The organism is Pseudomonas sp. S2_B07 (assembly GCF_054668435.1).
Genome location: NZ_CP162769.1, coordinates 932801 through 956743, shown reverse-complemented (window position 1 = coordinate 956743; position 23943 = coordinate 932801). Strand labels below are relative to the sequence as shown.

Annotated in this window: 22 protein-coding genes; 13 read left to right on the top strand and 9 right to left on the bottom strand. The window is 60.6% G+C overall.

Annotation, left to right across the window (positions count from 1 at the left end):
- Nucleotides 1-5: 5 nt before the first annotated feature.
- From exaC to AB4N43_RS04270, 8 genes are all read left to right on the top strand, one after another.
- Entirely contained in the window at nucleotides 6-1526 is a 1521-nt protein-coding gene (exaC, locus tag AB4N43_RS04305; protein WP_059180998.1) for an acetaldehyde dehydrogenase ExaC, read from the top strand.
- A gap of 256 nt (nucleotides 1527-1782) precedes the next feature.
- A complete protein-coding gene (pqqA, locus tag AB4N43_RS04300) occupies nucleotides 1783-1854 on the top strand; it encodes a pyrroloquinoline quinone precursor peptide PqqA (RefSeq protein WP_003253598.1) in 72 nt (23 codons plus the stop codon).
- Between the two features lie 55 nt (nucleotides 1855-1909).
- The gene (gene pqqB, locus AB4N43_RS04295; RefSeq protein WP_410922013.1) at nucleotides 1910-2824 is read left to right on the top strand and encodes a pyrroloquinoline quinone biosynthesis protein PqqB; all 915 of its coding nucleotides are present in this window, start codon (nucleotides 1910-1912) and stop codon (nucleotides 2822-2824) included.
- A gap of 117 nt (nucleotides 2825-2941) precedes the next feature.
- Nucleotides 2942-3694 carry a pyrroloquinoline-quinone synthase PqqC gene (gene pqqC, locus AB4N43_RS04290; protein WP_027923299.1) on the top strand — a complete coding sequence of 251 codons (753 nt, stop codon included), beginning with the start codon at nucleotides 2942-2944 and terminating at the stop codon, nucleotides 3692-3694.
- Nucleotides 3691-3963 carry a pyrroloquinoline quinone biosynthesis peptide chaperone PqqD gene (gene pqqD / locus AB4N43_RS04285; RefSeq protein ID WP_027923300.1) on the top strand — a complete coding sequence of 91 codons (273 nt, stop codon included), beginning with the start codon at nucleotides 3691-3693 and terminating at the stop codon, nucleotides 3961-3963. The genes pqqC and pqqD overlap by 4 nt, the downstream gene beginning before the upstream one ends.
- Nucleotides 3941-5083 (top strand): pyrroloquinoline quinone biosynthesis protein PqqE, encoded by a 1143-nt coding sequence (pqqE, locus tag AB4N43_RS04280; RefSeq protein WP_460153281.1) that lies wholly within the window; start codon nucleotides 3941-3943, stop codon nucleotides 5081-5083. Before pqqD ends, pqqE begins: the two co-directional genes overlap by 23 nt.
- Nucleotides 5084-5275: 192 nt before the next feature.
- Nucleotides 5276-6439 (top strand): alcohol dehydrogenase-like regulatory protein ErcA, encoded by a 1164-nt coding sequence (gene ercA / locus AB4N43_RS04275; protein WP_059180994.1) that lies wholly within the window; start codon nucleotides 5276-5278, stop codon nucleotides 6437-6439.
- A complete protein-coding gene (locus tag AB4N43_RS04270) occupies nucleotides 6423-8150 on the top strand; it encodes a PAS domain-containing hybrid sensor histidine kinase/response regulator (protein WP_027923303.1) in 1728 nt (575 codons plus the stop codon). The genes ercA and AB4N43_RS04270 overlap by 17 nt, the downstream gene beginning before the upstream one ends.
- A gap of 5 nt (nucleotides 8151-8155) precedes the next feature.
- On the opposite strand, the gene AB4N43_RS04265 is transcribed toward AB4N43_RS04270, so the two are convergent.
- The 6 genes from AB4N43_RS04265 to copC all read right to left on the bottom strand — a co-directional run bounded on the left by AB4N43_RS04265 (nucleotide 8156) and on the right by copC (nucleotide 13882).
- Nucleotides 8156-9028 (bottom strand): aldose 1-epimerase, encoded by an 873-nt coding sequence (locus AB4N43_RS04265; protein WP_460153280.1) that lies wholly within the window; start codon nucleotides 9026-9028, stop codon nucleotides 8156-8158.
- Between the two features lie 177 nt (nucleotides 9029-9205).
- Nucleotides 9206-10096 (bottom strand): SMP-30/gluconolactonase/LRE family protein, encoded by an 891-nt coding sequence (locus tag AB4N43_RS04260; RefSeq protein WP_460153278.1) that lies wholly within the window; start codon nucleotides 10094-10096, stop codon nucleotides 9206-9208.
- Nucleotides 10097-10131: 35 nt separating this feature from the next.
- A complete protein-coding gene (locus AB4N43_RS04255) occupies nucleotides 10132-10953 on the bottom strand; it encodes an NAD-dependent epimerase/dehydratase family protein (RefSeq protein ID WP_027923306.1) in 822 nt (273 codons plus the stop codon).
- Between the two features lie 246 nt (nucleotides 10954-11199).
- A complete protein-coding gene (locus AB4N43_RS04250) occupies nucleotides 11200-12498 on the bottom strand; it encodes an OprD family porin (RefSeq protein WP_027923307.1) in 1299 nt (432 codons plus the stop codon).
- A gap of 157 nt (nucleotides 12499-12655) precedes the next feature.
- Complete coding sequence (copD, locus tag AB4N43_RS04245; protein WP_460153275.1) at nucleotides 12656-13516, bottom strand: copper homeostasis membrane protein CopD; 861 nt, start codon at nucleotides 13514-13516, stop codon at nucleotides 12656-12658.
- A 3-nt stretch (nucleotides 13517-13519) separates the two neighbouring features.
- Nucleotides 13520-13882, bottom strand: coding sequence for a copper homeostasis periplasmic binding protein CopC (gene copC, locus AB4N43_RS04240; protein WP_059180991.1), 363 nt, complete (start codon nucleotides 13880-13882; stop codon nucleotides 13520-13522).
- Between the two features lie 138 nt (nucleotides 13883-14020).
- Between copC and AB4N43_RS04235 the strand changes: the two genes are divergently transcribed.
- Nucleotides 14021-14641: a TetR/AcrR family transcriptional regulator gene (locus AB4N43_RS04235; RefSeq protein ID WP_027923310.1), complete on the top strand. Its 621-nt coding sequence runs from the start codon at nucleotides 14021-14023 to the stop codon at nucleotides 14639-14641.
- Nucleotides 14642-14754: 113 nt separating this feature from the next.
- On the opposite strand, the gene preA is transcribed toward AB4N43_RS04235, so the two are convergent.
- The 3 genes from preA to hydA all read right to left on the bottom strand — a co-directional run bounded on the left by preA (nucleotide 14755) and on the right by hydA (nucleotide 18992).
- Complete coding sequence (gene preA, locus AB4N43_RS04230; RefSeq protein ID WP_027923311.1) at nucleotides 14755-16029, bottom strand: NAD-dependent dihydropyrimidine dehydrogenase subunit PreA; 1275 nt, start codon at nucleotides 16027-16029, stop codon at nucleotides 14755-14757.
- Complete coding sequence (locus AB4N43_RS04225; RefSeq protein ID WP_460153273.1) at nucleotides 16030-17397, bottom strand: NAD(P)-dependent oxidoreductase; 1368 nt, start codon at nucleotides 17395-17397, stop codon at nucleotides 16030-16032.
- A gap of 155 nt (nucleotides 17398-17552) precedes the next feature.
- Nucleotides 17553-18992 (bottom strand): dihydropyrimidinase, encoded by a 1440-nt coding sequence (hydA, locus tag AB4N43_RS04220; protein WP_460153271.1) that lies wholly within the window; start codon nucleotides 18990-18992, stop codon nucleotides 17553-17555.
- A gap of 541 nt (nucleotides 18993-19533) precedes the next feature.
- On the opposite strand from hydA, the gene AB4N43_RS04215 reads away from it, so the two are divergent.
- The 4 genes from AB4N43_RS04215 to sigJ all read left to right on the top strand — a co-directional run bounded on the left by AB4N43_RS04215 (nucleotide 19534) and on the right by sigJ (nucleotide 23879).
- Complete coding sequence (locus tag AB4N43_RS04215; RefSeq protein WP_027923314.1) at nucleotides 19534-21018, top strand: NCS1 family nucleobase:cation symporter-1; 1485 nt, start codon at nucleotides 19534-19536, stop codon at nucleotides 21016-21018.
- Between the two features lie 151 nt (nucleotides 21019-21169).
- Nucleotides 21170-22453, top strand: a complete 1284-nt coding sequence (locus tag AB4N43_RS04210; RefSeq protein ID WP_027923315.1) for a Zn-dependent hydrolase — start codon at nucleotides 21170-21172, stop codon at nucleotides 22451-22453.
- Between the two features lie 94 nt (nucleotides 22454-22547).
- On the top strand, nucleotides 22548-22982 hold the full coding sequence (locus AB4N43_RS04205; protein WP_194939607.1) for a carboxymuconolactone decarboxylase family protein: 435 nt from the start codon (nucleotides 22548-22550) through the stop codon (nucleotides 22980-22982).
- 3 nt (nucleotides 22983-22985) lie between these two features.
- The gene (gene sigJ, locus AB4N43_RS04200; RefSeq protein WP_410922020.1) at nucleotides 22986-23879 is read left to right on the top strand and encodes an RNA polymerase sigma factor SigJ; all 894 of its coding nucleotides are present in this window, start codon (nucleotides 22986-22988) and stop codon (nucleotides 23877-23879) included.
- Nucleotides 23880-23943 lie beyond the last annotated feature (64 nt).

The following is a 23943-nucleotide window of genomic DNA, read 5'->3' as shown; positions in this document are numbered from 1 at the left end:
CCACCATGATCTACGCACAACCCGGAACCCCAGGCGCCGTTGTTTCCTTCAAACCGCGCTATGGCAACTTCATCGGCGGCGAGTTTGTCGCGCCGGTCAATGGCGAATACTTCACCAATACCTCGCCGGTGAACGGTGAGGTGATTGCCGAGTTCCCACGCTCCAGCGCCGCCGACATCGACAAGGCCCTCGACGCGGCACACGCCGCTGCGGATGCCTGGGGCAAGACCTCGGCCCAGGACCGTTCGCGGGTGCTGCTGAAAATCGCCGATCGCATCGAACAAAACCTGGAAATCCTCGCCGTCACCGAAACCTGGGACAACGGCAAGGCCGTGCGCGAAACCCTGAACGCCGACGTGCCATTGGCTGCCGACCATTTCCGCTACTTTGCCGGGTGCATTCGCGCCCAGGAAGGCGGCGCTGCGGAGATCAATGAACTGACCACCGCCTATCACTTTCACGAGCCTCTGGGCGTGGTCGGGCAAATCATTCCATGGAATTTCCCGCTGCTGATGGCGGCCTGGAAACTTGCCCCGGCCCTGGCCGCCGGTAACTGCGTCGTGCTCAAACCGGCCGAACAGACGCCACTGTCGATCATGGTCTTCGCTGAGCTGATCGCCGATTTGCTACCGGCGGGCGTGTTGAACATCGTCCAGGGCTTCGGTCGTGAAGCCGGCGAAGCGCTGGCCACCAGCAAGCGCATCGCCAAGATCGCCTTCACCGGTTCCACCCCGGTCGGCGCGCACATCATGCATTGCGCCGCCGAGAACATCATCCCGAGCACCGTCGAACTGGGCGGCAAGTCGCCGAATATCTTCTTCGAAGACATCATGAACGCCGAGCCGCAGTTCATCGAAAAAGCCGCTGAAGGCCTGGTGCTCGCGTTCTTCAACCAGGGCGAAGTCTGCACCTGCCCATCGCGGGCGCTGGTGCAAGAATCGATCTACGAGCCGTTTATGGCCGAGGTGATGAAGAAGATCGTCAAGATCAAACGCGGCAACCCGCTGGACACCGAAACCATGGTCGGCGCCCAGGCGTCGGAGCAGCAATACGACAAGATCCTCTCGTACCTCAAAATCGCTCAGGAGGAGGGGGCCGAACTCCTCACCGGTGGCGCCGCCGAACGGCTTGAAGGTGACCTGTCCAGCGGCTATTACATCCAGCCGACGCTGCTCAAGGGCCACAACAAGATGCGCGTCTTCCAGGAAGAAATCTTCGGTCCGGTGGTGGGTGTCACCACCTTCAAGGACGAAGCTGAAGCGCTGGCGATTGCCAACGACAGCGAGTTCGGCCTCGGTGCCGGCCTCTGGACCCGCGACATCAACCGCGCCTACCGCATGGGCCGGGCGATCAAGGCCGGGCGCGTGTGGACCAACTGCTATCACCTGTACCCGGCGCACGCCGCGTTCGGTGGCTACAAGAAGTCCGGCGTCGGTCGGGAAAACCACAAGATGATGCTCGATCACTACCAGCAGACCAAGAACCTGCTGGTCAGCTACGACATCAATCCGCTGGGGTTCTTCTAACCCTCGAACACACCGTAACCCCTGTGGGAGCTGGCTTGCCCGCGATGAGGCCTGCACATTCAACATTGATGTTGACTGTCACGCCGCCATCGCGGTCAAGCCTGCTCCCACAGGGGTACTTCGGTGAATTTGAAAGTCCCGGACACCCCCTACCAACGCACCCCGCCATCTCCTTCGAAAGTAGCATTCGGGCGCCCGATGCCCCGTGCATTAATGGCTTTACCGGAATCGCCCGGCACAAGAAGAGGATTGACCCATGTGGACTAAACCCGCGTTTACCGATCTGCGCATTGGCTTCGAAGTGACGATGTATTTCGCCAACCGTTGATTGCTCACCCGGCCAGCCGTCGGGTTGGCCGGGCCTGCCTTTTGGAGCCTCATTCATGCACATTCGCGTTCTCGGCTCGGCTGCTGGTGGCGGTTTCCCGCAGTGGAATTGCAATTGCCACCAATGCGCCGGGATGCGCAATGCCAGCCTGCGGTCACAACCGCGCACCCAGTCCTCGATTGTCCTGAGCGACAACGATGTGGATTGGGTGCTGTGCAATGCTTCGCCGGACATTCGTGCGCAGCTTGCGAGTTTTCCGCTGTTGCAACCGGCTCGCCAGTTGCGTGACAGCGCCATCGCGGGTGTCGTGCTGCTCGACAGCCAGATCGATCACTGCACCGGTTTGCTGAGCCTGCGCGAAGGCTGTCCGCATGCCGTCTGGTGTACCGAACGGGTTCACCAGGACCTGAGCAGCGGCTTCCCGCTGTTCAACATGCTGCGCCACTGGAATGGCGGGCTGCAGTGGCAGCCGATCGGCCTGGATCGTCAGCCGTTCAGCATTCCTGCCTGCCAGCACTTGCGCTGGCGGGCGATTCCCTTGGTGAGCAACGCACCGCCGTACTCACCCAATCGCGGCCATCCGCAACCGGGCGATACGATCGGCTTGTTCATTGAAGACCGACGCAGCGGCGCATCGCTGTTTTATGCGCCGGGGCTGGGGCAAGTCGATGACGAAGTGCTGGGCTGGATGCAGCGTGCCGATTGCCTGCTGCTGGACGGCACTTTGTGGCGTGACGACGAAATGCGCGTCTGCGAAGTCGGCCAAAGTCTGGGCAGCGAAATGGGCCACCTGTCGCAAAGCGGCCCCGGCGGCATGCTTGAGGTGCTCGAAGGTTTTACCCGCCAGCGCAAGGTGCTGATTCACATCAACAACACCAATCCGATCCTCGATGAAGACTCGGCCGAGCGGGCCTTGCTGGAACGGCGTGGAATCGAAGTGGCTTATGACGGCATGAGTATTGAGCTGTAGCGGATGGCCCCATTGCGGGCAAGCCACGCTCCCACAGTTGATCGCGTGAACCTGTGGGAGCGTGGCTTGCCCGCGATGAGGCCAGACCCGGCAGCACAAATCCATCGGAGAACCGCAATGACCGGCACTGCAATGACCCCCACCGAATTCGAAGCCGCCCTGCGCGCCAAAGGCGCCTACTACCACATCCATCACCCGTTTCACCAAGCCATGTACGCCGGCCGCGCGAGCCGCGAGCAGATTCAGGGCTGGGTCGCCAATCGCTTCTATTACCAGGTGAACATTCCGCTCAAGGATGCCGCGATCCTCGCCAACTGCCCGGACCGCGACGTGCGCCGTGAGTGGTTGCAACGGATTCTCGACCATGACGGCGTGCCCGGCAGTGAAGGCGGCATCGAAGCCTGGCTGCGTCTGGGCGAAGCGGTGGGGCTGGATCGCGAACAGATTCTGTCCCAGGAACGGGTGCTGCCTGGCGTGAGGTTCGCCGTCGATGCCTATGTCAATTTCGCCCGTCGCGCCTGCTGGCAGGAAGCGGCGAGCAGTTCGCTGACCGAGCTGTTCGCCCCGCAGATCCATCAGTCCCGACTCGACGCTTGGCCGACGCATTACCCGTGGATCGACGTTGCCGGTTATGACTATTTTCGCAACCGTTTGAGTCAGGCCCGACGCGATGTGGAGCACGGCTTGCGCATTACCTTGGCGCACTACGTCACACGCGAGGCGCAGCAACGCATGCTCGAGATCCTGCAATTCAAACTCGATGTGCTGTGGAGCATGCTCGACGCCATGAGCATGGCCTACGAGCTGGAACGTCCGCCTTATCACACCGTCACGGCCGATAAAGTCTGGCACCGGGGGATTGCCCTGTGAGCCTGATCCAACGCGGGTGGTTGCCGTCGTTGCGCCAGGGCTTTCGTTTGCAATGGGAGCCCCGCCAGGACTGTCACGTGCTGCTGTACCCCGAAGGCATGATCAAACTCAACGCCAGCGCCGGGCAGATCCTCGATCTGGTGAATGGCCGGCGCAGTGTCTCGGCGATCATAGAGCGACTGACCGCGAATTTTCCCGGCGTACCAGGGATTGATGAGGATGTGCTGGCATTCCTGGAGGTGGCCCATGCGCAATTCTGGATTGAATGATTCACCCGTCGGCCCACCGCTGTGGCTGTTGGCCGAGCTGACCTACCGCTGCCCGCTGCGATGCCCGTATTGTTCCAACCCGCTGGATTTTGCCCGGCATGGCGAGGAGCTGAGCACCGAGGAGTGGATTCGGGTGTTTCGTGAGGCCCGCGAAATGGGGGCTGCGCAATTGGGGTTTTCCGGCGGTGAGCCATTGGTGCGACAGGACCTGGCCGAACTGATCAAAGCCGCGCGAGACATGGGCTACTACACCAACCTGATCACCTCGGGCATCGGCCTGACCGAGCAGAAAGTCCGCGACTTCAAGGTGGCCGGGCTGGACCATATCCAGATCAGCTTTCAGGCGGCTGACGAAGCGGTCAATAACATGCTCGCCGGCTCCCGCAAGGCCTTCGCCCAGAAACTGGCCATGGCCCGCGCGGTGAAAGCCCAGGGGTATCCCATGGTGCTGAACTTCGTCACCCATCGGCACAACATTGATCAGATCGCACAGATCATCGACTTGTGTCTTGAGCTGGAAGCGGATTTTGTCGAGTTGGCCACGTGCCAATTCTACGGCTGGGCCGAACTCAATCGCGTCGGCCTGCTGCCCACCCGCGAGCAACTACAGCGCGCCGAGCGCATCACCAACGAGTATCGCGCGCGGCTTGAGGCCCAGGGCCATCCGTGCAAGCTGATCTTCGTCACCCCGGACTATTACGAAGAGCGCCCCAAAACCTGCATGAACGGTTGGGCCAATCTGTTTCTCGACATCACCCCGGACGGTACCGCGCTGCCTTGCCACAGCGCCCGTCAGTTGCCGGTGCAGTTTCCCAATGTGCGAGAGCACAGCATTGAGCACATCTGGACTGATTCGTTTGGCTTCAACCGTTTTCGTGGCGATGACTGGATGAAGGAGCCGTGCCGCTCGTGCGATGAAAAGCACAAGGACCTGGGCGGCTGCCGTTGCCAGGCGTTCATGCTCACCGGCGATGCCGCCAATGCCGACCCGGTGTGCAGCAAGTCGCCGCACCATGGCGTGATCCTCAAGGCCCGGGAAGAAGCCGACGCGCCGGGGCAGGGCATGGAACACCTGACGTTGCGTAACGAAAAGGCTTCGCAGCTGATCTACCGCGGATGAATCTGGCAACACCAATCCCTTGTAGCAGTGAGCCTGCTCGCGATAGCGGTTTAACATTCAGCATCTTTGTTGGCTGCCACTCCGTCATCGCGAGCAAGCTCGCTCCCACAGTGTTCTTTGGTCTGATTGCATTCGCAGCCGGATGGTTTAGTGTGGGTTCTATCTTCCAAAACAATAAAAACAGGCTTTCCAATGAGCCAGAGTCTCAGCCAGCTGCGTAAGTTCGTGTCTCCAGAAATCATCTTCGGTGCCGGCTGTCGGCACAATGTCGGTAACTACGCCAAGACCTTCGGTGCCCGCAAAGTCCTGGTGGTCAGCGACCCCGGGGTGATTGCCGCCGGTTGGGTCGCCGACGTCGAGGCCAGCCTGCAAGCGTTGGGTATCGATTACTTCCTGTACGCCGATGTCTCCCCCAATCCGCGGGTCGAAGAAGTGATGCTCGGCGCCGAGCTGTACCGGGAAAACCATTGCGATGTGATCGTCGCCGTCGGCGGTGGCAGCCCGATGGATTGCGGCAAAGGCATCGGCATTGTCGTTGCTCACGGACGCAGCATTCTCGAATTCGAAGGCGTGGACACCATCCGCGTGCCCAGCCCGCCCCTGATCCTGATTCCGACCACCGCCGGCACGTCGGCTGATGTGTCGCAGTTCGTGATCATTTCCAACCAGCAAGAACGCATGAAGTTCTCCATCGTCAGCAAAGCGGTGGTGCCGGACGTCTCGTTGATCGACCCGGAAACGACCCTGAGCATGGACCCGTTCCTGTCGGCGTGTACCGGCATCGATGCGTTGGTGCACGCCATCGAAGCCTTTGTCTCCACGGGCCACGGGCCACTGACCGATCCCCATGCACTGGAAGCGATGCGGTTGATCAACGGCAACCTGGTGCAAATGATTGCCAACCCGACAGACATCGCCCTGCGCGAGAAGATCATGTTGGGCAGCATGCAAGCCGGGCTGGCGTTCTCCAACGCGATTCTCGGCGCTGTGCACGCGATGTCCCACAGCCTGGGCGGGTTCCTCGATCTGCCCCATGGCCTGTGCAACGCGGTGTTGGTGGAACATGTGGTGGCGTTCAATTACAGCTCGGCGCCGGATCGCTTCAAGGTAATCGCCGAGACCTTCGGCATCGATTGCCGTGGCCTGAACCACCGTCAGATCTGCGCGCGACTGGTGGAGCATCTGATTGCGCTCAAACACGCAATCGGCTTCCACGAGACCCTTGGCTTGCACGGGGTCAGTACAGCGGACATTCCGTTCCTGTCGCAACACGCCATGCACGACCCGTGCATCCTGACCAATCCGCGCGAATCCAGTCAGCGTGATGTCGAGGTCGTCTATGGCGAAGCCCTCTGACGATCAGCAACGGGCACTGGCGGGGTTACTCGGGTTAGGCAGCCATTCGGCGCGCAAGAGCCATTACCCGGAACTGGCCGCGCGGCTCGACGAGCTGGAAGCCGAACGCAATCGCTACAAATGGTTGTTCGAAAACGCGGTCCAGGGGATTTTCCAGGCCAGCCTGCACGAAGGCATGCGGGCCGCCAACCCGGCGTTGGCGCACATGCTCGGCTATCAGGACCCGCAAGAGGTGCTGTTTTCCCTGGCGGACCTGGCGAGCAACCTGTTTGTCGGCGGGGCCAGTGAGCTGGAAAACATCGGCGAAATCCTCAAGCATCAACGCAGCCTGCACGGCTATGAAACCCAGTTGCGGCGCAAGGACGGCAGCAGCCTCGATGTCTTGATGAACCTGTTGCTCAAGCCCGATCAGGAAGGCCTGGTTGAGGGGTTCGTCGCCGACATCACCGAACGCAAACAAGCCCAGCAGCGTTTACAACAACTCAACGATGAGCTGGAGCAACGGGTCGCCGCGCGCACCGATGAATTATTGGAAGCCAACCGCAACCTGCAACAGCAGATCACCCAGCGCAAGCAGATCGCCGAGGCTTTGCGCGATGCCCGCGACGCCGCTGAGGCCGCCAATCGCAGCAAGGACAAATACCTCGCGGCGGCCAGTCACGACCTGCTGCAACCGCTTAACGCTGCGCGCTTGCTGATCTCGACGCTGCGTGAACGAAAGCTGCCTGACGTTGAACAGGTCCTGGTCGAGCGTACTCATCAGGCGCTGGAGGGGGCCGAAGATTTGCTCACTGATTTGCTGGATATATCCCGGCTCGATCAGGCGGCGGTCAAACCCGACGTTGCCCTTTATCGTCTCGACGAATTGCTCGGGCCGCTGGTGTCCGAATTTCAGTCGGTCGCCGAAGCGGCAGGGTTGAACCTGCGCGTGCAGGTGGGCGAGTACGCCATCAGCACCGACCTGCGCCTGATGACGCGCATCCTGCGTAACTTCCTCAGTAACGCCTGCCGCTACACCGACGAGGGCAGCATCCTGCTGGGCGCAAGGCGTCGCGGCGAGATGCTGCGCCTGGAGGTCTGGGACACCGGGCGTGGCATCGCCGCGGACCGACTGGATTCGATTTTCCTGGAGTTCAACCAACTCGACGTCGGACGCGCCGCCGACCGCAAAGGTGTGGGGTTGGGGCTGGCCATTGTTGAGCGCATCGGCAAGATTCTCGGTTATCGGATTGGGGTTAAATCGGTGCCGGGACGAGGGTCGATGTTCAGCATCGACGTACCGATTTCCCATGAGGTGCCGCTGCCGATCAGTCAGGCTGCGCCTCAGTTGACCACGGGCAATCCCTTGCCGGGCCGACGCCTGCTGGTGCTGGACAACGAAGTCAGCATTCTCGAGAGCATGAGCGCGCTGCTTGGGCAGTGGGGGTGCGAGGTGGTCACGGCCACGGATGAATCCTCGGCGCTGGCGGCGCTGCGTGGGCAAGCGCCGGAACTGATCCTGGCGGACTATCACCTCGATCATGGCGTAGTGGGCTGCGATGTGGTCAGGCATTTGCGTGAGCATTACGGCCAGGTGATTCCGGCGGTAATCATCACGGCGGACCGCACGGATCAGTGTCGACGCTCATTGCAGCGACTCGGCGCGCCGCTGCTGAACAAGCCGGTGAAACCCGGCAAGCTGCGTGCGGCGCTGAGTCAGATGCTCGGGTAATGGCGTTATCCGAGCGCGCGATACTGCAGGCTGAACCCAAGCTCCGCCGACTGACCTTGCTCCAGCAACCGTAACCCTGGCCGGCCGGGCAGGTGATGCGCGTTGACGGGGTGGCTCACCGGTTCGATGCAGAAAAACTCCAGACCGACCGGGCAGTAGAGCAGGTAATAATCGCTGCCGGTGGCCTGGCATTCCAGCGCATAACCGAGGTCAGGTTGCTGGATCAGGCAATGGCCGTCCCAGTGGCAGAAACCGTTGTCGACCAGGGAGGCGGGTAAGGCGCGCGGTTGACGGAAATCCCAGTCAGCGGGCAACTCGATCAACTCGGTTGGCAGTTTCGAACCATCGCATAACCAGACTTTCTCGGCCTTGGCCTGTAGCTGTGTGTTCGCCGTGCGCGGACAGTAGGGGTGCAAACCGAGGCCATGCCACGCGGCGCGGTCGGCCAGGTGGGTGACCTGTAATTCGATGCTCAACTGGCCCTTGCACAGATGAAACCGCTGCCGGGCGCGATAGGCGAACGGCGTGCTGCTGTCGAGTTGCAGGACCACTTCGTTGGCCGATTGCGACACCACTTGCCACGGTTGCTGCCAGGCGCTGCCGTGAATGGGCAGCGGATCGGTGAGGCTGTTGGGCGTCAACGCCAGCCAGCCCTCGGGGCAATCGAAACCACCCTCGGCGATGCGGTTGGACCACGGCGCCAGGGGATAGCAGCCGAGTTTGCCCGGCAGGCCGGTGTTCAGCGCATGGGCGTCAGTGTGACGGAGCAGCGGTTGGCCGGTGCTGCGAACCGTCCAGTTGACGAGGCTGCCGCCGAGCTCGGGGGCGAGGGTGAGGTGGGTCAGTTCGTCTTCGAGTTCGAGAAGCGTCATTGTCATTGTGAAATGCCTGGCTCAATGGGGACATTGTGGCGAGGGAGCTTGCTCCCGCTCGGCTGCGAAGCAGTCGCCAATACAGCTGCCTCGATACAAATGAAAGATTGTCGGGGCCGCTGCGCGACCCAGCGGGAGCAAGCTCCCTCGCCACATGGGAAGGCGCTTATTTTCTTCATTCAGTCAGGGAACATTGAACAGCGGTTCCGGCAACCCGGTAACACCCGGATCGAGGGCAAACACGCCACCGGCCAGGGACTGCTCATCTTGGTCGTCACCGGGGCGAATCGAGGTCACAAACAGCGTGTCCAGGCGGCTGCCACCGAAGGCGCACATGCTGGGTTTCTTCACCGGGACGGCGAGGGAGCGATCCAGTCGGCCGTCAGGGGTAAAGCGGTGAATCAACCCGGCGTCATTACCGCAGATCCAGTAGCAACCGTCGGCATCCACCGCCGCACCGTCAGGGCGACCGGGGAACTGGTTCATGTCGACAAACAGCCGCCGATTGGACGGCGTGCCGCTGTCGATGTCGTAGTCAAAGGCCCAGATTTTCTGAACGTGGGGATGCGAGTCGGACAGGTACATCGTCCGCCCATCCGGGCTGAAACCCAGGCCGTTTGGAACGATAAACCCGCCTAGTTGTGCCTCCAGCGGCCCTCGTTGACCGGCGCTGTAGCGGTAAAGCGTGCCGTCAGCCGCGTTGGCGCCCATGTTCAACACCATGCTGCCCGCCCAGAAACGCCCCTGACGGTCGCAACGACCATCGTTCAGGCGCATGTCCGTGCGGGCGTGGTCGACGTGGGCGAGCAATTGACTGTCGAGGCTGCCGTCGGTGTGCGGGTGCAGATGGAAAAAGCCGCTTTCCATCCCGGCTACCCAGCCACCGTCACGGTGGCGGGTGATGCACGCGAGCATTTCCGGCGCGGTCCACGTATCGACGTGTCCGCTGGCGGCACTCCAGCGTTGCAGGGCGCCGGCAGGAATATCGACCCAGTACAGGGCGTTTTCCTCGGGGACCCACACCGGGCATTCACCGACAGCGTTTCGGGCATCGACAATCAATTCGGCTTGCATGGCCACTCATTCCCTTGGTTTTTTGTTGTTGGGGGTCAGTCGCCGAACGGGCCCGACGCGACAAACGCACCACCTTGGTAAACCATCGCCGGGTCATCAGCGGCCGGCATCGGTTGGGTCTCGATTTTTTCGCGGAATACTTCGGAGTTGTCCTGTGGTTGATAACCCAGGCCGGATGCGAAACGGTTGTCCCACCAAACGTGCTTGTTGTCGGACACGCCATACACCACCGTGTGGCCGACGTTCGGGGCGTACAAGGCGCATTCCAGCAATTGGGTCAGGTCGCCGAAGCTCAACCACGTGCTCATCATGCGGCGGTTTTGCGGTTCCGGGAACGATGAGCCGATACGCACGCTGACGGTCTCGATGCCGTAGCGATCGAAGTAAAAACTGGCCATGTCTTCGCCGTAGGACTTGGACAAACCGTAGTAGCTGTCCGGACGACGTGGGGAGTGGGCGTCGATGACCTGGTCTTGCTTGTAGAAACCGATGACGTGGTTGGAGCTGGCGAAGATCACGCGCTTCACACCGTGGCGGCGCGCGGCTTCGTAGATGTGGAACACCCCGCAGATATTGGCGCCGAGGATCTGCTCGAATGAGTGCTCGGTCGACACACCGCCAAAGTGCAGGATCGCATCCACGCCTTCGACCAATTGATGCACGGCTTGCTTGTCTGCCAGATCGCACGGCACGATTTCTTCGCGGTCATCGATCGCCGGAGCGAGGTCGACGATGTCCGACAGGCGAATCACATTGGCATAGGGGCGCAGGGTTTCGCGCAAGACTTTACCCAGGCCACCGGCGGCACCGGTCAGCAGCAGGCGATTGAAAGGGAGGCGGGTGGTCGTAGTAGTCATGGGAATCCTGGACAAACAGTTGTTGTTATTGGGTCGTTGTAGGTTGTCGTACGACTTTGCTGAAGTATCGTAAGGGTCTCCGGGTCTTGTCAACGCGACGTTGGTTGAAATGGACGGAGGGTCAATTCCTGATTGGAAAACCATCCTTGCAGGAGTGAGCCTGCTCGCGATGGCGGTGGATCAGTCAACCAAAGTGCTGATTGAACGATAGCTATCGCGAGCAAGCTCGCTCCCACAGGGTCGGTGTTACAACAGCGAAATCGGGTAGTTGATGAAAATGCGGTTCTCATCGAACTCGTTGGTGCTGAAACTCTTGCGAATGCTCGCGTTGCGCCATTTCACGTTGAGGTTTTTCAACGGCCCGCTCTGTACGGTGTAGGCCAGTTCGGATTCACGGCCCCATTCTTCGCCGTCGGTGATCTTCCCGGTGTGCACGTTATCACCGCTGATGTAGCGGTTCATCAGGGTCAGGCCAGGAACGCCGAGGGCGACGAAGTTGTAGTCGTGACGCACCTGCCAGGATTTTTCCTTGGCGTTATCGTAGCTGGAGTTGTAGCTGTCGTTGGCCAGGGTGCCGCCGCTGGTACCGTTGACGCGCATCCATTGATCGTCACCGGTGAGTTTTTGCAGGCCGACGTAGAAGGTGTTGCCGCCGTATTTGGCCGAGAGCAGGGCGAACGCGGTTTTGTTGTCGAGATCGCCGGCCAGGGCGCTGCCGTTTTCCTTACCGATGAAGTAACCAAGGTTGGCGCCGAGGGTCCAGTCGCCAAGCGGTTGGGTGTGGTTCAGGTTGAAATACTGTTGCTGGTAGATGTCGCTGAGCTCGTCGTACCAGACGCCGATCTGGGTGTGTTTGTCGTTGAACGTGTATTCGCCGCCGCCGAAGTTGAAACGATCTGAAGTAATGGACGCGGATTTACCGTTCATGAACATGTCTTCCATGCTCGAGTCATTGCGCGGGCTGTTTTTCTGGAACTGGCCGCCATACAGCGTCAGACCGCTGATCTCGCTGGACGTCACCTGGCCACCGCGGAAGGTTTGCGGCAGGGAACGACCATCATCGGAGCGCAGGATCGGTAGCACCGGCATCCAGTCACCGATCTTCAACTCGGTCTTCGACAGCCGGGTCTTGAACGCTACGTCGGTGCGACCGAAGGTGTCCGCCGGGCGGCCATCATGGTCCAGCGGCAGCAGTTGGGTACCGCCGGTGCCTTTACCGCCATCGAGCTTGACCGAGTACAGTCCCAGCACATCCAGGCCGAACCCGACGGTGCCCTGGGTGAACCCGGATTTGGCGTCGAGGATGAAGTTTTGCGTCCACTCTTCAGCCTTGCCCTGCGGATACGCCGGGTTGGTGTAGTTGCGGTTGAAGTAGGCGTTGCGCAGGTTCAGCGTGGCCTTGGCGTCGTCGGTGAAACCTTCGGCATGGCCGGCCATCGGCAGGGCGAGGGCCAGGCCGCTGCAACCAATGAGGCCCAGGGTATGACGGCGTTTGAACATCGGATGTGGGGTGCAGGCGGACGAATTGCGGACGAGCTTGCTCACAGTAACGCTCCCAGACTTCTTGTTGTTTTTATTTTTGTTATACGTCGTCGTACAACATTGGCGGCGATTATTTGCGAGGGTTTGAGGGCTTGTCAATCAGAAGTTGTACGATGACATGGCGCCATGGGTCAGGACGCCGAAAAACCTGTGGGAGGGGTCAGCTGGAGATCATGGGGGGCAGGGTGCCGAGGAGGGACACTGCTGCGACTGCACCCATCCCCAGCATCCATTCGAGGATTACACTGGTTTTGAGTGTCGACAGACGCTGCTCGCTATCGTTGATGCGCAGGCGATTGAACAGCGCCAAACCGAGCATCGCCGCAATCAGCGCCACCTTGATTAACAGGATCAACGCAAAACCAGTGAACAACGGCGTCGGCCAGAACACTCCGGTCAGGACCCGAACATTGATCAACCCGGTGATCAGCAGCCCCGCCACCAAGGCGTAACCGACACCACTAAAGCGCTGCAATATCGCTTTGACGGGCTGCTCTGCCGGTTGACGCAAGATCATCACCAACAGCATCAACCCGCCGAGCCAGGCACCCACGCAGGTCAGGTGAACGACTTGATTGAGCATCAACAACTGGCCATTGAGCCCGTCCAGTATGGCGCCGTGACCGACCGGTGCGAGGGTCGCCAGCAACAGGCTGGCGAGGCCGATTCGCAGCGACTTGTTGGCCCGCCAAGGGCTCATCAGCAACGCCACCAGCATCCCATTGAGCAACAAGTGCCAGCGCCAGACCTGGCCAAAAAACGTGTTGCCCAACACCAGGTGCAGGGTCGACGGATCGAATGCCGCTTCCCATGCTCCGGCCATGCTCGCGGTGATCAGCAGCAACCAGGCAACGCCGCTGGCCAATGCCACGGCGGCCAGCCAGCGACTGGTCAACGCCAGCTTGCGATCAAGGTGCTCAGCGTTGCCATTGAGCAGCAAGGGCCGAAACACCCACGCCCCGAACAGCATCAGCACCATGGTGAAATGCAAAAAGCGACACAGCACCATCGCGCTCGTCATGAATTACTGGCCAACCTTGAAGCTGTAGGCGCCTTCGCTTTTGTGGGTGTCGACGGACACCGCGTGCCACTCGACTTTATAGGTGCCTGCGGTCAGCGGTGCGGCAGGCGTAACGACCAGGGTTTTCTTGTCACTGCCTTCGGTGGCGAGACTCTTCACCGGCACTGCGGCGCCGTCCTTGGTGAGCGTGACCTTGGTGAAGGTCGCTTCAACGCCTTCGGAAAACTCCAGGCGCAACTCCGCTGGCGCGCTCACGGTGCTGTCGGCGGCCGGGGTCTGGCCTTTGAGATGGGCGTGAGCCCACACCGATGAAGCGGCCAGCAGCGAGCCGAGGAGGGCGGTGGTGACCAGGGCTTTCTTGAGCATCGTGAATACCTCTGAGGCAGGTTCGAAGTGGCGCCAGTTTACCCGCCGACAGCTGAGTGTCGAAGTTTCGTTTTAGCCTGTCGCCCTGACGTGGAGCCGGATGCTAGTCTTGGTCAACGCTGGCGTCAGGGAGCCCTCATGGGCAATCACAAGATCGGGATTCGTCGCAGTAACGTCGAGAAAATTCTGCTGGGGGCGGAAAAGGTCTTCGCCGAAAAAGGCTTTGGCGGCACCGCCATGGCCGACATCGCTGCCGAAGTGCAACTGCCACGCTCCAACCTCCATTACTACTTCAGCACCAAGACCGAGCTGTACAGCGCCGTGCTGTTCGATCTGCTGGAAGTGTGGAAGCAGGACGCGTTGTGCTTCGAGATGTTCGACGATCCGCGCGTGGTACTCAGCAGCTACATCCGCGCCAAGATGAACCACTCACGCAGCCGGCCTTACGGGTCGAAAGTCTGGGCCAACGAAATCATCCACGGCGCGCCGACACTCGGTGAGGCGCTGGACGCCAGCCTGTATGACTGGGCGAAGATGAAAGAAGCGAAAATCCGTCAGTGGGTGGATGACAAACGCATCCTGCCGGTGGAGCCTTCGAGCCTGCTGTACATGATCTGGGCGTCGACCCAGCACTATGCGGACTTTGATCATCAGGTGAATATATTGAATGATCACCAGCCGCTGTCGGACATGCAGTTCGAGCGGGCGGTGCAGACGGTGACCAGCGTGATTTTGCGGGGGATCGGGTTGGAGCCTTGAGCCTGTGGTGATGCTGCCGGCCCCATCGCGAGCAGGCTCACTCCTACCTGGAACGCATTTCAACTGTAGGAGTGAGCCTGCTCGCGATGGGGCCAGTTCAGGCTCAGCAAATCTCAGACCGCTACATGGTACGGATTCCTCGGATCATGATTCCAATCCAGAAACGGCTTGCCCGTGTCCATCGGCACCATCTCGATGCAGTCCTGCACCGGGCAAGTGATCTGGCACAGGTTGCAGCCCACACACTCCTCATCAATCACTGAATACTGATGCGTCCCGTCCGCCTGCTTCACGCTGGCAATCGCCTGGTGCGACGTATCCTCGCAAGCAATGTGACAGCGACCACACCCGATGCACGCCTCCTGATCAATCTTGGCGATCACCTGATAGTTGATATCGAGGTACTTCCAGTCCGTGGTGTTGCCCACCGCCCGCCCGGAAAATTCCGAAATGCTGGCGTAGCCCTGACTGTCCATCCAGCGTGACAGACCGTCCTTCATCTCCTCTACGATCCTGAAACCGTGCAGCATCGCCGCCGTGCACACCTGCACCGAACCGCTGCCCAACGCAATGAATTCCGCCGCATCGCGCCAACTGCCAATGCCGCCAATGCCAGAGATCGGCAGGCCCTGGGTCTGCGGGTCACGGGCGATTTCGGCGACCATGTTCAGCGCAATCGGCTTGACCGCCGAGCCGCAATAACCGCCATGAGTGCTTTGGTTGCCCACGACCGGGTTGGCGACCATGCGCTCCAGATTCACGCTGGTGATCGAGTTGATGGTGTTGATCAGCGACACCGCATCCGCCCCCCCGCGATGAGCCGCGCGGGCGGCGACGCGGATGTCGGTGATGTTCGGCGTGAGCTTGACGATCACCGGCAGCGAGCAATACGTCTTGCACCAGCGGGTCACCTGTTCGACGTACTCCGGCACCTGGCCGACCGCCGCGCCCATGCCGCGTTCCGGCATGCCGTGGGGGCAGCCGAAGTTCAGTTCGATGCCGTCGGCGCCGGTGGCTTCTACCAGTGGCAGGATGAATTTCCAGGATTCTTCGACGCAGGGCACCATCAGTGAAACGATCAGCGCGCGGTCCGGCCAGTCCTTTTTGACCTGAGTAATTTCCCGCAGATTGATCTCCAGCGAGCGGTCAGTGATCAGCTCGATATTGTTGAAACCCACCACCTCACGGTTGGCGCCGAAATGCGCCGAGTAGCGCGATGACACGTTGACCGCCGCCGGGTCTTCACCCAGGGTTTTCCAGACCACGCCACCCCAACCGGCCTCGAAGGCACGGACCACGTTGTAGGCCTTGTCGGTCGGTGGCGCGGAGGCCAGCCAGAACGGATTGGGGGCTTTGATGCCGGCGAAGACAATCGAGAGATCGGCCATTTACGCAGCCTCCACGTTGAGCATCAGTTGAGCGTTGATCGCCTCGGCGGCGCGTTTGCCGTGTTGCACCGCTTGCACGGTGAGGTCCTGATCGAGGCTGGTGCAGTCGCCGCCGGCATACACGCCGGGGATGCTGGTGCGCAGCTGTTCGTCCACTTCAATCCGCTCGCCCTGACGCTTGAGCTCACGGGCCAGCGGGTCGGCGAGGGCGCTGCCGTCAAAGGCCTGGCCGATGGCTTTGAAGATGGCGTCAGCGGCCAGTTCGAAGGTTTGCCCGGTGGTTTGCAGGCGACCCTCCACCAGATGGGTGCGGGCGAAGCGCATGCCGCGCACCTTGCCTTGGTCGTCGAGCAGCACTTCTTCCGGCTGCGCCCATGTCAGTAAACGCACTTGATTGGCCTTGGCGATGTCCTGTTCGTGACCGGTGGCGCCCATGTCTTCCACGCCACGGCGGTACACCAGATTCACATCGCGAGCGCCGAGACGGGCCATTTGCACGGCCATGTCGATGGCGGTGTTGCCGGCGCCGAGGACGATGCAGTGGTCCGCCAGCGGCAGTTGAGTCAGGTCATCGGCCTGGCGCAGTTCGCGAATGTAATCGGTCGCCGCGATCAAACCGGGTGCCTCTTCGTGGGCCAGGCCGAGTTGTTTGCTGGCATTCAGGCCGAGGCCGAGAAACACCGCGTCGAATTGTTGATGCAAGTCGCTGAGGCTCAAGTTATCGCCGAGCTTTTGCCCGTGGTGGATTTCGATGCCACCGATTTGCAGCAGGAACTCCAGCTCCTTCTGCGCGTAGTCATCCACCAGTTTGTACTTGGCAATCCCGTATTCGTTGAGGCCACCGGCCTTTTCCCGGGCTTCGAAAATCACCACGTCATGGCCGTGCATGGCGCTGCGGTGCGCACAGGACAAACCGGCCGGGCCGGCCCCGACCACGGCGATGCGTTTGCCGGTTGAGGGCGCACGCGAGAAAGGGTGTTCGCTGAAGTGCGCGTTGTCGACGGCGTAGCGTTGCAGCAAGCCGATCAAGACCGGTGCGCATTCATGGTCGTTGTTGCGCACGCAGGCTTGCTGACAAAGGATTTCCGTCGGGCACACCCGAGCGCAACTGCCACCGAGGATGTTCGCCGAGAGGATTTTCTGCGCGGCGCCCTGAACGTTTTCCTGATGGATATTGCGGATGAAAGACGGGATGTCGATCTCGCTGGGACAGGCGTTCACGCAGGGCGCGTCGTAGCAATACAGGCAACGCGAGGCTTCCAGATGGGCCTGGCGGTCGTTGAGCGGCGGCGCCAGGTCGGTGAAATGGCCGGCGAGGGCGGCGGCATTCTCGTAAGGATGCGGAAGGTGGTTCAGGGTCTTGATCACGGTAGTGGCCTCACGGTGATGGAGGTGCTGCCTCTGTCGGGCATTGGTTTTTGTGTTGTCAGGGCTGCCGCCATCGCGGGCAAGCCACGCTCCCACATTTGAAATGCATTCCCCTGTGGGCGGGTGGCTTGCCCGCGATAGGCCGAAGGCCGCTTTCAGCGTTTCACAGCAGTAGGCCTGTTCAACTCAGCCCGCTTGCTCAGCAAATCAAACACCGCCGGATACGCCGGCCGTTCGACATACCGCCCCGCCCCCCGCTCGGCGCGCAAGTCGCCCTCGGCCCAGACCACGCGGCCCTGGCTGACGGTGTGGCTCGGCACGCCGCGCACGGTCTTGCCTTCAAAGATGTTGAAGTCGACCTGCTGGTGATGGGTTTTGGCTGAAATCGTCCGCGTGCCTTCCGGGTCCCACAGCACCAGGTCGGCATCGGCACCGACCCGAATCGCGCCTTTGCGTGGGTAGAGGTTGAAGATCTTCGCGGTGTTGGTGGACGTCAGCGCCACGAAGTGCTGCATCGACAGGCGCCCGGTGTTGACCCCTTCATCCCAGAGCACCGCCATGCGGTCTTCGATACCGGCGGTGCCGTTGGGGATTTTGCTGAAGTCGTCGCGGCCGGCGGCTTTTTGTTCGGCGCAGAAGCAGCAATGGTCGGTCGCGGTGGTGTGCAGATTGCCGGACTGCAAGCCATGCCACAGTGCCTCTTGATGGCCGCGAGGACGGAAGGGCGGGCTCATCACGTAACCGGCGGCGGTCTGCCAGTCCGGGTGTTGGTAAACGCTGTCGTCCAGCAGCAGATGCCCGGCCAGCACTTCGCCGTAGACTTGTTGACCCTTGCTGCGGGCGTAGGTGATTTCGTCGAGGGCTTCTTTGGTCGAGACATGCACCAGGTACAGCGGCGTGCCCAACGTCTCGGCAATGCGGATCGCCCGACTGGCGGCTTCGCCTTCCACCTGCGACGGACGCGACAGTGGATGCGCTTCCGGTCCGGTGATGCCCTGCGCCATCAACTTGCGTTGCAGGTGATAGACCAGTTCGCCATTTTCGGCATGCACAGTGGGCACCGCACCCAATTCCAGGCAACGCTCAAAACTCGCCACCAGCGTGTCGTCGGCGGCCATGATCGCGTTTTTGTACGCCATGAAGTGCTTGAAGCTGTTGACCCCGTGGTGGTTGACCAGCTCCGCCATCTCCTCGCGCACCTGCTCGCTCCACCAGGTGATCGCGACATGGAAGCCGTAATCCGACGCCGACTTCTCGGCCCAGCCGCGCCACTGGTGAAACGCTTCCATCAGCGATTGCTGTGGATTGGGAATCACGAAGTCAATGATCGACGTGGTACCACCGGCCAGTCCCGCCGCCGTGCCACTGAAAAAGTCTTCGCTGGCCACGGTGCCCATGAAGGGCAATTGCATGTGCGTGTGCGGATCGATGCCGCCGGGCATCAGGTACTGGCCGCTGCCGTCGAGCACTTCGGCACCTGCCGGAACATCAAGATTATCGCCAATGGCTTTGATCACGCCGTCGTAGCAATAGACGTCGGCGCGATAACTTTCATCATGGGTAACAACGGTGGCGCCACGGATCAACAGAGACATTCCGAGTTCCTCGCAGGCAATGACCGGCTTATGCCGGTTCTAGGTGTTTTATATGAAACTGTCGCCAACAGGTGTATTCCTGTCAGTGCTGTCAGGAATTGAAGCTAGTCTGAGTTTATGAATTCAGCAAGAATATTTTTTATAAGCTTATGACTGTTTTAAATAATTGATTAATAACGATTAAATAAATAATTCACCAAAATGGTGAGGCTTCTCACCATTTTGACGCACTTGACAGGTTCCAAAAATAGACGAGATTTTCTATGTGAAATCAGCCGCTTGAGGATGGTCTATGGTTGATGCGCAACGTTTCAAAAAAGTTTGATGCACCAGTTTGAGTCCTGACGGTTCGGACAACGTGGCTGGCAAGCAGCCTGAGTGAACAGGCATACCGTCCGGGACTTGCCGGATATATGAATAAAAACAGTTGGTTGTAACGTTTTATGGAACTGCCCGATGCGTAATCGAGTGGCCCGGCACGTTTATTGATGCCCCGGCTGCTTGATGAGCAAAAAATAATTCAAAGAACAGTGGAGCGGCCATGCAACAGATCAGATCGCAAGTGACCGAGCGTAACGGCTTGTATGAACTCGAAGCCGGTAGCGACGTTCTCGACAGTCCCCGTTACAACCACGACATGGCACCGACCAAGCTGCATGAGCGAACCTGGAACAAATGGCACATCACCGCGCTGTGGATCGGCATGGCGATTTGTGTGCCGACCTACACCCTGGGCGGCGTGCTCACGGCGTATTTCGGGCTGACCGTGGGTGAGGCGCTGCTGGCGATCCTGTTTGCCAACATCATTGTGCTGATCCCGCTGACACTGAACGCTTTCCCCGGCACCAAATACGGCATTCCGTTTCCGGTGTTGCTGCGTTCCAGCTTTGGCGTTCTCGGTTCCAACATTCCCTGTCTCATCCGCGCCCTGGTGGCGTGTGGCTGGTTCGGGATTCAAACGATGTTCGGCGGGTTGGCCATTCACCTGTTCCTGGGCTCGGTGTTCGAGGGCTGGAAGTCGTTGGGCGGCACCGGTGAAGTCATCGGTTTTATGGTGTTCTGGGCGCTGAACCTGTGGGTGGTGATTCGCGGCGCCGAGTCGATCAAGTGGCTGGAAACCCTGTCCGCGCCGCTGTTGATTTTGGTCGGTGCGGGTTTGCTGGTGTGGGCGCTGCCGAATGTGTCGATGACCGAGTTGCTGGCGATCCCGGCCAAGCGTCCTGAGGGCGCGAGCGTGGCGGGTTACTTCGCCGCCGGCCTGACCGCGATGGTCGGTTTCTGGGCCACCTTGTCGTTGAACATCCCGGACTTCAGCCGTTACGCCAAAAGCCAGAAAGACCAGATCATCGGGCAGATTATCGGCCTGCCTCTGACCATGTTCCTGTTCGCCTCGCTGGGTGTGGTCATGACCGCCGCGTCGGTGAAACTGGTGGGCGTGACCGTCTCCGACCCGGTGACGCTGATCGGGCATATCCAGAGCCCGGTCTGGGTGGCGCTGGCCATGGCGCTGATCATCATCGCCACGCTGTCCACCAACACCGCGGCCAATATCGTCTCGCCGACCAACGATTTCCAGAACGTCGCGCCCAAGTTGATCAACCGTACCAAAGCGGTGTTGCTCACCGGGGTGGTGGGGCTGGTGTTGATGGCGCATGAACTGCTGAAAAAACTTGGGTTGATTGTTTCGGACCTGAGCCTGGAAACGGTCTATTCGAACTGGCTGCTGGGGTATTCCAGCTTGCTCGGGCCGATTGCCGGAATCATGGTGGTGGACTATTTCCTGATCAAGAAACAGCAACTGGATCTGGCCGGGTTATATCGCGATGACGTGTACCCGGCGTGGAACTGGTTCGGTTTTATCGCGTTCGGTGTGCCGGTGGTATTGACGCTGTTGTCGCTGGGCAGCGATGCGTTCAGCTGGTTCTACAGCTACGGCTGGTTTACCGGCTCGGCGTTGGGCGGGGTGATTTATTACGGGTTGTGCTCGTTGCGGCCTAGCCCATCCGTGGCGAAATCTGCGGTGTAAGTGATGGCCCCATCGCGAGCAAGCTCGCTCCCACAGGGTTTTTGTGAGCACTGAAAATTCCCTGTAGGAGCCAGGCTTGCCCGCGATGGCGGCCTTAAGAACACCCAGAAAATACCTGAATAACCTATAACAACTGCCTGAGGAGATCACCATGAACGCAGCCGTAGACGTTCTGCAATCCACCCATCAGCACATCAACCGCGACCGCCTGTGGCAATCCCTCATGGAGCTCGCCAAACTCGGCGCCACGGTCAAGGGCGGCGTCTGTCGCCTGGCCCTGACGGACCTCGACCGCCAGGCCCGCGACATTTTCGTCAACTGGTGTGAAGAGGCCGGCTGCACCGTCAGCGTCGACGCCGTCGGCAATATCTTCGCCCGCCGTCCGGGCCGTAACCCGAGCCTGCCACCGGTCATGACCGGCAGCCACATCGACACCCAGCCCACCGGCGGCAAGTTCGATGGCTGCTTCGGCGTGTTGGCCGGCGTCGAAGTGCTGCGCACCCTCAACGACCTGAACATCGAAACCGAAGCGCCGCTGGAAGTCGTGGTCTGGACCAACGAAGAAGGCTCGCGCTTCGCCCCGTGCATGATGGGCTCCGGGGTCTTCGCCGAAAAATTCACCCTCGAGGAAACCCTGGCCAAGGTCGACGCCGAAGGCATCACCGTGGGCCAGGCACTCAACGCCATTGGTTACGCCGGTCCGCGTCAGGTCAGCGGGCATGCGGTCGGCGCTTATTTTGAAGCCCACATCGAGCAAGGCCCGATCCTCGAAGACGAACACAAAACCATCGGCGTGGTGATGGGCGCGCTCGGCCAGAAGTGGTTTGACCTCAAACTGCGCGGCGTCGAAGCCCACGCCGGCCCGACCCCGATGCACCTGCGCAAGGACGCCCTGGTCGGTGCCGCCGTGATCGTCGGAGCGGTCAACCGCGCCGCGCTCGGCCACCAACCCCACGCCTGCGGCACCGTCGGCTGCCTGCAAGCCTACCCCGGCTCACGCAACGTCATCCCCGGCGAAGTGCGCATGACCCTCGACTTCCGTCACCTGGAGCCGGCACGCCTGGACTCGATGATCGCCGAAGTCCGCCACGTCATCGAAACCACCTGCGATGAACACGGCCTGACCTTCGAACTCACCCCCACGGCAGACTTCCCGCCGCTGTACTTCGACCCAGGCTGCGTCGACGCGGTACGCAACGCCGCTCAAGGCCTGGGCTTGTCGCACATGGACATCGTCAGCGGAGCGGGGCACGACGCAATCTTCCTCGCCGAACTCGGTCCTGCCGGGATGATCTTCGTGCCGTGCGAAGGCGGCATCAGCCACAACGAAATCGAAAACGCCGCGCCGGATGATCTGGCGGCGGGGTGTGCGGTGTTGTTGCGGGCGATGCTGGCGGCGTCGGCGGCGATTGCCAGCGGTGAACTGGCGGCCTGAAACACCTGACGTGCGCTGAAAAAATCAGCGCACGTCACAAACCCCAATCCTCAATCGTCATCCTGTTGAACCCTTTAAACAGTGGAGCAATACGATGTCGTCCAACACCCAACCGGTCAACTTGCTGCAATCGATCCCACAGGTTTTCGAAAGCCTGACTCAGGTCCACGTCACCCTCGATAACCACGACCTGGCACCCACCCTCAAACACCTGATTCATCTGCGCGCTTCGCAGATCAACCAGTGTGGTTTCTGCGTGAAAATGCACACCCGCGAAGCCCGTGAGGCCAATGAACGCAACGAGCGTCTCGACCGCTTGATCGTCTGGCGCCACGTCAGTGATTTCAGCGCCGCCGAATGCGCTGCGCTGGCCTGGACCGAAGCCCTGACCGTGCTCGATGAAAAGACCGATTACGCCCGTTTGCGCGGTGACTTGCGTGAGCACTTCACTGACGCGCAGATCGGTGCCTTGACGGCCGAGATCGGCATGATCAACCTGTGGAACCGTTTGCAGGTGTCGAGGCACTGATCGATGAATTGCGCTGAAAACGCCGCCGCTGTGTTCGAGCAACGTCGGCCCTTTTTGCTCGGTCTGGCGTACCGCATTCTCGGCTCACGCGCTGAAGCCGAGGATGTCGTGCAAGAGCTGTTCATCAGATGGCTGGAGGCTGATCGGGCCTCCATTGCCACGCCGGCCGCCTGGCTCACCACAGCGTGCACCCGGCACTGCATTGATCTGCTGCGGTCGGCGCACAAGTCGCGGGTCGATTACATTGGCACCTGGCTGCCGGAACCGATTCACACCACCCATCAGGATTCACCCGAGCACATGCATGAACTGGCCTCGTCGCTGTCCACGGCGTTCCTGTTGTTGCTCGAACGGCTGACCCCCAAGGAGCGTGCGGCGTACCTGCTCTACGAAATATTCGACATGGATTACGCGCACGTCGCGGATGCGGTCGGGGTTCAGGAAGCGGCTTGTCGAAAACTGGTGTCCCGGGCCAAAACCAGCCTCGGCGCCGGGCACGCGCGCTACCAACCGGAGCCGATGCGTCAGGATCAACTGTTGAACGCTTTCCACAGCGCCATCGCCAGCGGCTCGACCACAGCGTTGACCGCGATGCTGAGCGAAGACGTCGAACTTTGTGCGGACAGTGGTGGCAAGGCCTCGGCCATCCGCGAAACCCTGCTGGGCATTACCCGCGTTGCTGATTTCATTGGCCAGTCGCTGCACGCCTATTGGCAGACCTGCGAATGGTTGCCGATGGAAATCAATGGGGCCCAAGGTGTGATCATCAAGGCTGACGGGGTTATCACAGCGTCAATGACCTTCGGTTTTGACGAGGCGGGGTGCGTGAGCCGGATTTTCATCATGCGTAATCCGGACAAGCTGGCGGGGTTACAGAATTGGTTGCACTTGCAATAACCGGCCCAACGGATACCTACAAAAACCTGTGGGAGCGAGCTTGCTCGCACACAGGTTCTTTGCA